The sequence below is a fragment of the Streptomyces sp. NPDC005202 genome (genome assembly GCF_040608235.1).
GTDB lineage: Bacteria > Actinomycetota > Actinomycetes > Streptomycetales > Streptomycetaceae > Streptomyces.
On record NZ_JBEXHW010000013.1, the window covers coordinates 26,535 to 38,566 of the forward strand.

The 12,032-nt window shown below is 74.4% G+C and carries 10 protein-coding genes; 6 read left to right on the top strand and 4 right to left on the bottom strand.

Going from position 1 to position 12,032, the window contains the following annotated elements:
- Positions 1 to 6 precede the first annotated feature (6 nt).
- The 3 genes from ABZV31_RS20180 to ABZV31_RS20190 are packed head-to-tail and all read left to right on the top strand — an operon-like array spanning position 7 to position 2,607.
- Positions 7 to 768, top strand: coding sequence for a DUF3556 domain-containing protein (locus ABZV31_RS20180; protein WP_355895505.1), 762 nt, complete (start codon positions 7 to 9; stop codon positions 766 to 768).
- On the top strand, positions 761 to 2,170 hold the full coding sequence (locus ABZV31_RS20185) for an NAD(P)/FAD-dependent oxidoreductase (protein WP_355895508.1): 1,410 nt from the start codon (positions 761 to 763) through the stop codon (positions 2,168 to 2,170). Before ABZV31_RS20180 ends, ABZV31_RS20185 begins: the two co-directional genes overlap by 8 nt.
- A complete protein-coding gene (locus tag ABZV31_RS20190; RefSeq protein ID WP_355895511.1) occupies positions 2,167 to 2,607 on the top strand; it encodes a hypothetical protein in 441 nt (146 codons plus the stop codon). Before ABZV31_RS20185 ends, ABZV31_RS20190 begins: the two co-directional genes overlap by 4 nt.
- A 202-nt stretch (positions 2,608 to 2,809) precedes the next feature.
- Here ABZV31_RS20190 and ABZV31_RS20195 read toward each other — a convergent pair whose 3' ends face one another.
- Positions 2,810 to 4,711: an ABC transporter ATP-binding protein gene (locus tag ABZV31_RS20195; protein ID WP_355895829.1), complete on the bottom strand. Its 1,902-nt coding sequence runs from the start codon at positions 4,709 to 4,711 to the stop codon at positions 2,810 to 2,812.
- A gap of 174 nt (positions 4,712 to 4,885) precedes the next feature.
- On the opposite strand from ABZV31_RS20195, the gene ABZV31_RS20200 reads away from it, so the two are divergent.
- Both ABZV31_RS20200 and ABZV31_RS20205 read left to right on the top strand, forming a co-directional pair.
- Positions 4,886 to 5,878: a lysylphosphatidylglycerol synthase transmembrane domain-containing protein gene (locus tag ABZV31_RS20200; protein ID WP_355895514.1), complete on the top strand. Its 993-nt coding sequence runs from the start codon at positions 4,886 to 4,888 to the stop codon at positions 5,876 to 5,878.
- Positions 5,879 to 5,947: 69 nt separating this feature from the next.
- A complete protein-coding gene (locus ABZV31_RS20205; RefSeq protein WP_355895516.1) occupies positions 5,948 to 6,712 on the top strand; it encodes a crotonase/enoyl-CoA hydratase family protein in 765 nt (254 codons plus the stop codon).
- Positions 6,713 to 6,715: 3 nt separating this feature from the next.
- Here ABZV31_RS20205 and ABZV31_RS20210 read toward each other — a convergent pair whose 3' ends face one another.
- Genes ABZV31_RS20210 through ABZV31_RS20220 form a run of 3 tightly spaced genes read right to left on the bottom strand, consistent with a single transcriptional unit; the run spans position 6,716 to position 10,769 of the window.
- On the bottom strand, positions 6,716 to 7,942 hold the full coding sequence (locus ABZV31_RS20210) for an FAD-dependent oxidoreductase (RefSeq protein ID WP_355895519.1): 1,227 nt from the start codon (positions 7,940 to 7,942) through the stop codon (positions 6,716 to 6,718).
- Positions 7,939 to 9,342 (bottom strand): FAD-dependent oxidoreductase, encoded by a 1,404-nt coding sequence (locus ABZV31_RS20215; RefSeq protein WP_355895522.1) that lies wholly within the window; start codon positions 9,340 to 9,342, stop codon positions 7,939 to 7,941. Before ABZV31_RS20215 ends, ABZV31_RS20210 begins: the two co-directional genes overlap by 4 nt.
- A complete protein-coding gene (locus tag ABZV31_RS20220; protein WP_355895525.1) occupies positions 9,339 to 10,769 on the bottom strand; it encodes an FGGY family carbohydrate kinase in 1,431 nt (476 codons plus the stop codon). Before ABZV31_RS20220 ends, ABZV31_RS20215 begins: the two co-directional genes overlap by 4 nt.
- Before the next feature lie 253 nt (positions 10,770 to 11,022).
- On the opposite strand from ABZV31_RS20220, the gene ABZV31_RS20225 reads away from it, so the two are divergent.
- Positions 11,023 to 12,021 carry a hypothetical protein gene (locus ABZV31_RS20225; RefSeq protein ID WP_355895527.1) on the top strand — a complete coding sequence of 333 codons (999 nt, stop codon included), beginning with the start codon at positions 11,023 to 11,025 and terminating at the stop codon, positions 12,019 to 12,021.
- The last annotated feature ends 11 nt before the right edge of the window (positions 12,022 to 12,032 follow it).

Sequence of the window (12,032 nt, forward strand, 5' to 3'; positions counted from 1 at the left end):
CCCCGGATGGGCGTACCACTGGAGTGGAATGTCTTCTTCCTGTACTCGTCGCTGGTCCTGTTCGGCCACGAAGCCGCCGTCGGCGTGACGGCGCCGGCCTCACCGTTGCTGGGCGTGATCCTGCTGGTGTGCCTGGTCGCCGTCCCGGTGCTCGGGCATGTGCGTCCGGACCTGGTGTCCTTCCTTCCCGCCATGCGCTACTACGCCGGGAACTGGCCGACGAGCCTGTGGTGCTTCCGCCACGGCACGGAACGCAAACTGGACGCGGGCATCGTCAAGGCCGCCGCACTGCCCATCGACCAGCTGGCCCGCCTCTACGACCGGGACACCGCCGAGCTGATGCTGCACCAGGCCCTGGCCTGGCGGGCCCTGCACAGCCACGGCCGCGCGCTCAACGGCCTCCTGCCCCGTGCCCTCGACGACCCCGACGTCTACGATGTCCGCGATGGCGAGACGGTGGCCGGCGCCATCCTCGGCTGGAACTTCGGTGACGGCCACCTGCACAACGAGCAGCTGCTCCGCGCGGTCCAGGAGCGCTGCGGCTACCAGCCGGGCGAGCTGCGCGTGATCGTCCTGGAGCAGCCGATGCACCGCCCGTGCCAGCATTACCGCATCGTGGACGCGGCCACCGGACTGATCGAGGAGGGCTGTGTGACCGTCGGCGACATGGTGACGCGTCAGCCGTGGCTCGACGCGGCGGAAGCCGCCGTCCCCGTGCACCACCACTGCGCGGCGGCGGCGCCCGCCAAGGCAGCGGCCCATGGATGAGGCGATCGTGGTGGGGGCCGGCCCGAACGGGCTGGCCGCCGCCGTCACCCTCGCCCGGCACGGCCTGCGGGTCACCGTCCTGGAGGCCGCCGACGAGATCGGCGGCGGCACCCGCAGCAGCGAGGCGATCCTGCCCGGCCTGCTGCACGACCACTGCTCCGCCGTCCATCCGATGGCCGTGGGATCGCCCTTCCTGCACAGCCTCGACCTCGGCCGCCACGGTCTTCAGTGGCGGCTGCCCGACATCGACTGCGCGCACCCGCTCGACGACGGCACGGCCGCGGTCCTGCGCCGCTCCGTCGCCGACACCGCAGCCGGTCTCGGTGCGGACGGGGCGCGCTGGCGGCGGTTGTTCGAGGGGCCCGCCGCGGCCTACGACGAGCTGGCCGAGGACATCATGGGCCCGCTCGTTCGGATCCCGCACCATCCGCTGCGCCTCGCCCGCTTCGCGATCCCCGCGCTGCTTCCGGCCTCGGCGCTGGCGCGGACGTTCGCCGAGGAACAGACCCGGGCCCTGTTCGCGGGTGTGGCGGCCCACGCGTTCCAGCCGCTGCACCTGCCGCTGAGTTCCAGCATCGGCCTCGGCATCCTCACCGCCGGTCACCGGCACGGCTGGGCGGTCGCCGCGGGCGGATCGCGGTCGATCCCCCGCGCGTTGGCGGCGGTCCTCACCGGCCTCGGCGGCACGATCGAAACGGGAGTCAGGATCCGTTCGGCCTCCCAGCTCCCGGCCGCCGCCATCACGATGTTCGACCTCAGCCCCACGGCAGTGGCCGACATCCTCGGCGACCGGCTGCCGCCGCGCGTCGCGCGCGCCTACCGCCGGTTCCGGTACGGCCCGGGCGCCTTCAAGGTCGACTTCGCCGTCGAAGGGGGCGTGCCCTGGACGGCCGAGCCGGCCAGGTGGGCCGGCACGGTGCACCTCGGGGGCACCTTCGCCGAGGTGGCCGCCGCGGAACGGCAGATCAGTGCCGGCCGGATGCCGCAGCGACCGTTCGTCCTGGTGGGACAGCAGTACCTGGCCGACCCGCAACGCTCGGTCGGAGACGTCCACCCGGTGTGGACCTACGCGCACGTGCCGAACGGCTACACCGGCGACGCCACCGAGGCGATCGTCGCCCAGATCGAGCGGTTCGCCCCCGGGTTCCGGGAGCGGATCGTCGGCACCGCCGTGCGCACCACCACCGAACTCGCCGCGTACAACCCCAACTACGTCGGCGGGGACATCCTGACCGGCGCCAAGAACGTCCCCCAACTGGTCTTCGGTCCCCGCCTCGCCCTGAACCCGTACCGCACTGGGCTGCCGGGCCACTACCTCTGCTCGGCGGCGACCCCGCCCGGTCCCGGAGCGCACGGGATGTGCGGCCACAACGCCGCCCGATCCGCGCTGGACGAGCTGTGACCGACCCCGTCGCCCTGGTCGCCCACGCGGTCTTCCGCCACCGCGACGACTTCATCCGGCGTCTCGTCGACACCACCGAGGCCGAGATCGCCGCGCTCGAACACGACGAGACCCTCCGCGGACTGCTCGACGCCAGCATCACCGAGAACGTGGTGACGTCCCTGCACATCCTCACGCACGCCATGGACCCCCACACGGTGGACGCCCCCGCCTCGGCCCTCACCTACGCCCGCCGCCTCGCCCAGCGCGACGTCTCCCTGTCCGCGCTGCTGCGCGCCTACCGCCTCACCGTGCGCTGCTGGACCGTGGCGCTGGGTCGCGACGGCGGTGCGGGCAGGAGCGGAGCCGGGGAGGGGTCTGGCCATGGGCGGTACCGCCTTTCGCGTGGGGGGCGACGGAGATGGATGCCCAACGCCATTCAGATGTCTGAACGTTGAGCACATCCGTGGGGCTTTGTTTAAGGCGTGAAACTAAAGGTACGGACCACAGGCGTCAAGAGGTGAAGCAACGATCGCCCCGAACTGGCACCGAGGTCCAAGGAGTTGAACGCAGCCGACCGCCCGACCAGGGCCGAGCACCCCACCACGGCCGCCCACCCGACCACGGCCGACCCGGCCACGGCCGGCCGCCCGCGTCCGCCTACGCCACGGCCTCCCCGGCCGGGGCGGTGTCCGTCTCCTCGCCCGGCTGATTCTCGAACTGCGTGCGGTACAGCTCCGCGTACCGGCCGCCCGCCGCCAGGAGTTCCTCGTGCGTGCCGCGTTCGACGATCACGCCCGCCTCGAGGACCAGGATGAGATCCGCGGCCCGCACCGTGGACAGCCGGTGGGCGATCACGATCGCGGTCCGGCCCTCCAGCGCCTCGGTGAGCGCCTCCTGGACCGCCGCCTCCGAGGTGTTGTCGAGGTGGGCGGTGGCCTCGTCGAGGATGACGACCCGCTGGCGGGCGAGCAGCAGCCGGGCGATGGTCATGCGCTGGCGCTCGCCGCCGGACAGGCGGTAGCCGCGCTCACCGACGACCGTGTCGAGGCCGTCGGGCAGGGAGCGGACCAGGTCGTCGAGGCGGGCGCGGCGCAGGGCGTCCCACAGCTCCTCGTCGCTCGCCGAGGGACGGGCCAGCAGCAGGTTCGCGCGCACCGAGTCGTGGAAGAGGTGGCCGTCCTGGGTGACCATGCCGAGGGTGGCCCGCAGGGACGCGAAGCTCAGGTCGCGGACGTCGACGCCGCCGATGCGCACCGCGCCCTCGTCGACGTCGTACAGGCGCGGCAGCAGTTGCGCGATGGTCGACTTGCCGGCGCCGGAGGAGCCGACGAGGGCGACGGTCCGCCCGGGTTCGGCGCGGAAGGAGATGCCGTGCAGCACCTCGGCGCCGCCGCGGGTGTCGAGGGTCGCCACCTCCTCCAGCGAGGCCAGGGAGACCTTGTCGGCGGCCGGGTAGCCGAAGCGGACGCCGTGGAATTCCACCGCCACCGGACCTTCCGGCACCTCACGGGCGTCCGGCTTCTCCTCGATCAGCGGCTTGAGGTCGAGCACCTCGAAGACCCGCTCGAAGCTGACCAGGGCGCTCATCACCTCCACGCGCGCCCCGGCGAGCGCGGTGAGCGGCGCGTACAGGCGGGTCAGCAGCAGCGCCAGGGACACGACGGCGCCCGGCTCCAGGGTGCCGCGCAGGGCGAAGAAGCCGCCGAGGCCGTAGACCAGGGCCAGCGCCAGGGACGACACCAGGGTCAGTGCGGTGATGAACGCCGACTGGGCGGTCGCCGTGCGGATGCCGATGTCCCGCACCCGGCGGGCCCGGCCCGCGAACTCCTCCGACTCCTCCTCCGGGCGGCCGAAGAGCTTGACCAGGGTGGCGCCGGGGGCCGAGAAACGCTCGGTCATCCGGGTGCCCATCGCCGCGTTGAGCGCGGCCGCCTCCCGCTGCATACGGGCCATCCGGCTGCCCATCCGCCGGGCCGGCACCACGAACACCGGCAGCAGCACCAGCGCGAGCAGCGTGATCTGCCAGGACAGGGTGAGCATGACGGCGAGCGTGAGCAGCAGCGTCACCACGTTGCTCACCACGCCGGACAGGGTGTTGCTGAACGCGCGCTGGGCGCCGATGACGTCGTTGTTGAGACGGGAGACGAGCGCTCCCGTACGAGTGCGTGTGAAGAACGCGACCGGCATGCGCTGCACATGATCGAACACAGCCGTCCGCAGATCGAGGATGAGCCCCTCCCCGAGCGTCGCCGACAGCCGTCTGCCGAGGATGCCGAGCGCCGCCTCCGCCACCGCGATCAGGGCGATGAGCAGGGCCAGCCGTACGACCGTGCTCCGGTCGCCCCCCGACACGATCGCGTCGACGACGCGGCCGGCGAGCACGGGGGTCGCCACGGCGAGCAGCGCGGTCACCACCCCCAGGGCGACGAACTGCGCGATCCGGCGGCGGTGCGGGCGGGCGAACGCTCTGATGCGGCGCAGCGTCGCGCGGGCGAACGGGCGGCGCTCCTGCTGGGCGGTCATGACGCTGTGCAGCTGCGTCCAGGCGGTGGTCTCCATGCTCATGGGAGAGAACCTAGAACCTCAAGCTTCGTTGAGGTCAATGTGCGCGCCACAAAGGACCCCATGACTTCGGACCCGATGGTTCCTCCTCCCCACCCGCTGCCCGTCCGTAAGCCGCCGTCCCCGCGTCCGCAACCCCCAGTTGGCGCGGCGCGGAGAACCTCTTGGGATGTGACAGCCGCAGAACTCCCCGATCTCCCCCCGGGACGACTCCCCCGACTCCCCCAACTCCCCCGACGCGTCCCCGTCCGCCAGGTCCTGTGCCTGGTCCCGCTCCTGCTCGTGACGGTGGCCGCGGTGCAGCACCGGTCCGTCCTGGCCCAGGGCTTCGCGCACCTGACGAGCGCCGAGTGGCCGTGGCTGCTGGCCGCGGCCGCTGCCACCTGCCTGACCTGGGTCGCGGCGGCCTTCACCCGGCAGGGCGCGGTCGTCGAGCGGCTGCCCAGGCGGCGGCTGCTCGCCACGCAGTTCGCGGCCGGGGCGGCCAATCACCTGCTGCCCACGGGCCTCGGCGCGAGCGCGGTGAACCTGCGGTTCCTGACGGTGTGCGGGGTTCCCCTCGCCCGGTCCTCCGCCGCGCTCGCCCTGTACCTGCTCGCGGAGAGCGTCGCCCGGCTGACCCTGCTGGCCGTCCTGTTCCTCGCCTTCCCGGACGCGCTGCGGCTCGGTGCCCTGCTGCCCGCGGGTGCGGTCGGCCCGTTGCTGCTCGGCGTGGGCGCGGTCCTGGTCGTCGCGGCGGGCGCACTGGTCCTCGTACGGCGGCTGCGCACGGCGGTGTCCGCCTTCCTGCGCACCGCGCTGAGCGAGGCGCGCTCGGTGCACGCCCGTCCGGCGCGGGCACTGGCGCTGTGGGGCGGTTCGCTCGCCTTCCCGGCGCTGCAGGCGGCCGGACTGGTCGCGGTGGGGCGGGCGCTGGGCCTGCCCGTGCCGCCGGCGCACATGGCGCTCGCCTATCTGGCCGCGACGGTCGCCGTCGCGCTCGTGCCCACTCCGGGCGGTCTCGGCTCCGTCGAGGCCGCGCTGATCGTGGCGTTGGTGGCGGCGGGCGGCCCGGCCGCGGTCGCCACGGCGGTGGTCCTGGCCTACCGGATCATCACCGTCTGGCTCCCGCTGCTGCCGGGGGCGCTGACGCTCGGTGCATTGGTACGACTGAAGGTCATCTGAGAACGCCCCGGGCGGGGTGACCGAGGAGTAACCTGCCGGTCTCGTCACCGCAGCAGGAGGTCGCCACTCATGCCGGTCCGCATCGAGCGCCAGGGACACGTCAGCACCGTCATCCTCTCCCGCCCCGAGGCCCGCAACGCCGTGGACGGTCCCACGGCAGCCCAACTGGCCGCCGCCTTCCGGGAGTTCGAGGCCGACGAGGAGGCCAGGGTGGCGGTGCTGTGGGGCGAGGGCGGCACGTTCTGCGCGGGCGCGGACCTGAAGGCGATCGGCACCGAGCGGGGCAACCGGGTCGCGGAGGACGGCGACGGGCCGATGGGGCCGACGCGGATGCGGCTGTCGAAACCGGTGATCGCGGCGGTCGCGGGGCACGCCGTGGCCGGAGGCCTGGAACTGGCGCTGTGGTGCGATCTGCGGGTCGCGGAGGAGGACGCCGTGTTCGGGGTGTTCTGCCGCCGCTGGGGCGTGCCGCTGATCGACGGCGGTACGGTACGGCTGCCCCGGCTGATCGGCACCAGCCGCGCACTGGACATGATCCTCACCGGGCGACCGGTGCCGGCCCGCGAGGCGTACGGGATGGGGCTCGCGAACCGGGTCGTGCCCACCGGGCGGGCGCGTGCCGAGGCCGAGGAGCTGGCCGCCGCGATCGCCCGGTACCCGCAGGCCTGTCTGCGCTCCGACCGCGCCTCGGTCCTGGAGCAGGAGGGTCGGGACGAGGCAGCGGCGATGCTGGGCGAACTCCGCCACGGCATGGGCGTGTTGGCGGAGAGCTTTGAGGGTGCCGCCCGCTTCGCCGCGGGAGCGGGGCGGCACGGCTCGTTCTCCGACGGGTGAGCCTCACCCGACCGCGATCCGCACCGGCCCGCCCTTCGGGTCGACCCGGTGGGTCCAGCGGGCCGTCAGGGACAGGGTGCGGTGCGGGACGGCCGTGGGGACGCGCAGGCGCGCGCGGTGCAGGAGGCGGCCGTCCTGGGTGACGTGCAGCACCGGGCGGGTCAGCGGCGCGGAGGTGCGCAGGACGTACCGGCCGTGCCGGTCGGCCGGGGTGACGCGGTGCGGCGCGATCCAGCGCAGGGGTTCCTCCACGACCAGCGGGACGGAGCCCGGCCACGCGGCGCCCGTGAGCCACTCCCGCAGGGCGCCGGCCGCGTGCGCGCCCTCGCGGGCCGCCGTCGCCGCGCTCTCCACGGGGTGCAGCACACTCCCCACCGCGAACACGCCGGGGCGCGAGGTGTGCAGGCCGCCGTCGACGGCGGGACCGCGCGTGCCGGGGTCGAGGGTCAGGCCGCCTCGCCGCGCGAGTTCGTGGTCGGGCACGAAGTCGCCGGTGAACACGACGGTGTCGCAGCGCAGGACGGCCGTACGGCCGTCGCGGTGGCGCACGCGCACGCCGGACAGCCGCCCGTGGCCGAGGAGTTCGGTGACCGTGGTGTCGGTCAGCAGCGGGATGCCGCGCCGCAGCCGGGCGTCCGCGGCGCGGGCGAACGCCGCCTGGGCGCGGGGCAGGTCCGTGACCAGGGCGACCACGTCCGCACCCGACGTGCGTATGGTGTCGGCGGCCGCGTACGAGACGTCCTCCGCGCCGACCACCACGGCCCGGGTGCCGATGCGCTGCCCGTACAGGTGCACCGCCTGCTGCACCTCGCCCGTCGTGTACACCCCGGCGGGCCGGGTGCCGGGCACCAGCCGTGCCGCGCGGGGACGTTCACGGGCACCGGTGGCCAGCACGACCGCCCTCGCCCCGATCGTCTCCGGGCCGCCCGGGCCGACCGTCGTCAGCGCCAGCGGGCCCGCCCAGTCGAGGGCGGTCACCCCGGTGCGGACGACCGCCCCGGAGCTCACCGCGGCCCGCGTGAGCAGGCGTGCGTACGCCGGGCCGGTCAGCGGATGCAGCCAGGTGCCGAAGCCGCCGTGGGCGCAGTGCCGGGGCACTCCCCCGGCCTGCTGCTCCCGGTCCAGCACCTCGATGCGGCCCACGCCGGCGGCGCCCAGGCGGGCGGCGGCCGCGAGTCCGGCGGGGCCGGCGCCGACGACGAGGACGTCGACGTGTCGTACGCCGGTCACCTTGTCCCCTCCTCGAACAGCGCCCGCACCGCGGCGCCGCAGTAGAAGCCCTGGCAGCGGCCCGCCCGGGCCCGGGTGCGGCGGCGCAGTCCGTCGAGGCTGCGCGGCGGGACGGTACCGGCGAGCGCGTCGCGGATCTCGCCGCGGGAGACCCGCTCGCAGTGGCACACGAGGGTGCCGTACTCCGGGTCGGCGGCGACGAGGTCGGCTCGCTGGTACGGGCGCGGGAAGGCCTCGCCGAGGTTCGGCATCCGCACCGGCTCCAGGTCCCGCGTCGGACCGAGGTCGAGCCCGGTGCCGGCCAGCAACTCGGTGACGTGGGAGGCGATGGTGAGGGATGCGGTCAGACCGGTGGAGCGGATGCCGCCGACGGTGACGTACGCCTGGTCGGGACGGGCGGTGATGCGGTAGTCGTCGTGCTCGGTGGCGGCGCGCAGCCCGGCGTAGACGGCGGTGACCTCCTCCTTGAGCAGGTCGGGCAGGATGCGCCGGCCCTTCTCCCGCAGCAGGGCCAGACCCTTCGCAGTCGAGCCGGTGGCCCGCTTGTCGTCGAGGTCCTCGGCGGTGGGGCCGAGCAGGACGTTGCCGTACACGGTGGGGGCGACCAGGACGCCCTTGCCGAGGGCCGTGGGGACGGGCAGCAGGATGTGGCGGACCAGCGGCCGGGCGAGCTTGTCGAAGACGATCAGCTGGCCGCGGCGCGGGGTGACGGTGAAGTCGCGGTGGCCGAGGTGCCGGTCGAGCACGTCGGCGTGCAGTCCGGCCGCGTTGACGAGGAAGCGGGTGCGCAGGATGCCCCGGGTGGTGCCGAGCAGATGCACACCGTCCTGCCGACTGGCCTGATCGACCGAGCAGTCGAGGTGCAGGTCGACGCCGTGCCGGACCGCCTGGGTGGCGTATGCGAGGGTCGTCGTCCAGGGGCAGAGGATGCTCTCGCCAGGCACATGCAGGGCGCCGAGGGCGCCCGGGCCGAGGTGGGGCTCGCGGGCGTACAGCTCGGCCGGGCCGAGGAGCCGGGTGTCGTGGCAGTCGTTGCGCTCGGCCTTCTCGGCGAGGCGCGGCAGGGCGGCGAGCTGGTCCTCGTCCCAGGCGACGAGCAGCGCGCCGACCGGTTCGACGGGGATGCCGGACGCGGCGGCGTAGGCGGCCAGTCGTCGGGAGCCGTCGCGGACGAGGCGGGCCTCGAGGGAGCCGGGCACCGCGTCGAACCCGGTGTGCAGGATCGCGGTGTTGGCCTTGGAGGTGCCCTGGCCGACGTCGTCCTGTGCCTCGACCAGGGCGACGCGCAGCCCCGGGTGCCGGGCGAGTTCACGGGCGATCGCGCAGCCGACGACTCCGGCGCCGACGACCGCGACGTCGTACGTCTGTGCGGGCAGCGCCCCCTGTGTGGTGACCGTCATGAGTCGAGCAGGGCGGTGACGGCGGCGCGGAAGGCGCCAAGGCGTTCGGCGGCCTCGTCGCGCGTGATGCGCGGCTCGTAGACGGCGGCGGGTTTCCAGTCCGGCAGGGCGTCCTCGACGGCGAGGCGGGGGTCGGCACCGAGCCGGGCCAGGGCGCCGGTGCCGAGGGCGGTCGCGTCGGGCAGCGCGGACACCTCGACGGGGCGTTGCAGCAGGTCGGCCTGGGTCTGCATGAGGAGGCCCGAGCGGGTCAGGCCGCCGTCGACGCGGAGGGAGTCCAGGGGGGTGCCGAGGTCGGTCGCGGCGGCCTCGGCGAGCTCGACGACCTGGGCGGCGAGGCCCTCGCACAGGGCGCGCACCACGTGTCCGGGGGTGGTGTCGAGGCCGAGTCCGGTCAGGGAGCCGCGCAGGTCGCCGCGCCACCAGGGGGCCGCGAGCCCGGCGAGCGCCGGGACGAAGGTGACGCCGCCGCTGTCGGGCACGGCGCCGCCCACGGGGTCGAGGTCCGCGGCGCCGGTGATGACGCCGAGGTCGGTGAGCCAGCGCACCGCGGAGGCGGCGGTGTACACCTGCCCGTCGAGGCAGTAGCTGGTGTGCCCGGCGAGCCGCCAGGCGACGCAGCCGGCCAGTCCGGAGGTGCCGCGTCGGGGCGTGTCGCCGGTGTGCGCGAGCAGGAACGCCCCGGTGCCGTAGGTGCACTTGGCGCCGCCGGGCTCGGTGATCCGCTGGGCGAGCAGGGCGGCCTGCTGGTCGACGATGAGGCCGGTGAGCGGGATCTCGGGGCCGAAGGCAGTGGTCGTGCCGACGGGTGCCGCGGTGTCGAGGACGTCCGGGAGCCGCTCCCCCGACAGGCCGTACACCTCCAGGGCGCGCGGCGACCACGCGGTGCGGTCGAGGTCGAGCAGCTGGGTGCGGCCGGCCGTGGCGGCGTCGGTGACGAAGGCGCCGGTGAGCCGGTGGACCAGCCAGGCGTCGGAGGTGGTGACCACACCCTCCCCGGTGAGCCGGCGGCGGATCCAGGCCATCTTGGGCGCGGCGAAGTACGGGTCGAGGGGCAGCCCGGTCAGCTGCCTGAGCTCCTCGGCGTGCTCGGCGAGTTCGGCACAGACGCCCTGCGCCCGCTTGTCCTGCCAGACCAGCGCGTCGGTCAGCGGCCGGCCCGTCGCCGGGTCCCAGGCAAGCACGGTCTCGCCCTGGTTGGCCAGCCCCATCGCCACGACGGGTTCACCCGCCTCGGCCAGGGCGCGGCGCCCGGCGTCGAGCACGGAGGCGTACAGCTCTGCGGGGTCGGCCTCGACCAGGCCGCCGGGCAGGTGGCGGGGTCGTACGGCGGCGAAGCCGGTGCCGACGACACCGCGTTCGGGGCAGACGACCAGGGCCTTGGTGCCGGACGTGCCCTGGTCCACGGCGAGCACCGGACCCGTCATCCCACCCCTTCCGCCGATCACTGCGCGACAGCCTGCCGCCGAGCGCCACACCGCGTCAAGCGACCCTGATCTCGGTCAACTTTCTCAGGCAGTACCGGAGTTGGGGAGGATCAGTAAACCCGCGGGTGATACGGAACGTCCGCCTCTATAGTGACCGCCGACCGGCACCTGCTCCTCTACCGCCGCCCTGAGGAGGGCTGTTGTTACTCCACCCTGCCGTCCTGTCCCGACCGCGGACCGGAGCGGACGGCTGATGGCCAAAGAAGGAGCACGTCCCGCCTACGATCCCGCCGGCCACGACACGGCCCTGCGCACGGCCCTCCAGGACTTGCGCACCGGGCGCTGGATGGCGATGCGGGACCTGCTCGAGCGGACCTCGGCCTGGTGGCAGTGGACGCAGCGCACGCAGGTCCTTGCCGCCGCGGCGGCCGGCACGGACGTGGTGCGCGCCTGGCGCACGGAGGAACCGGAGAGCGTGCCGGCCGCGGTGATGCACGCCCGGGTCGCCGTGGAGCGCGCGCTGCGGGCGCAGCGGGAGCGCCACCGCCGTGCGCACGAGCTGTGGATCGAGGCCTGGGACGCCGGCCACACCGCCACGCGGATCACCCCGCAGGACCCGGTGCCGTGGGTGTGCCTGCTGGCGCTGGCGCAACTGGACCGGGAACTGCGCTGGGAGGAGCACCGGGTGGCGCCGCCCGACCCGATGCTGCCGCCGGGCCCGTGGGGACTGCTCGCCGAGGCCGACAAGCGCGACCCGCACAACCGCGAGGCCCACCACCGGATGCTGCAGTTCCTCTACGCGTGCGGGTCCTCGGAGAGGGCGGCGGAGGCGGCCGGTTACGCCCACTGGGTTGCCGCCTCCGCACCGCCCGGCTCGGCACTGCACGTGCTGCCGCTGTACGTACGGGTCGAGCGCTATCGGCGGGGCAGCGGGCAGGACGCCGCGCTGGACCTGCACTGGGTGGCGGAGGACGCCACCCGCGAGGCGCGCCGGGCGCTGACGGCCTGGTTCGAGCACACGCACACCGCCGAGCGGTCTCTGCTGGACCTCAACCACCTGGCCCACGCCCTGTGGGGCGCGCTGCAGTTCCGGGACGCGGCCCGGGTGTTCGACGCACTCGGGCCGTACTACACGCCTCTCCCCTGGGCCTACCGCACCCCCGATCCGAGCGACCGGGCCGGGGCCGTGGAGGTCTTCCTCCAGGCCCGGGCCCGCTGTCGCGCGGCTGCGGACGATCCCGCCCGCCCCTGAACGCACCCTTT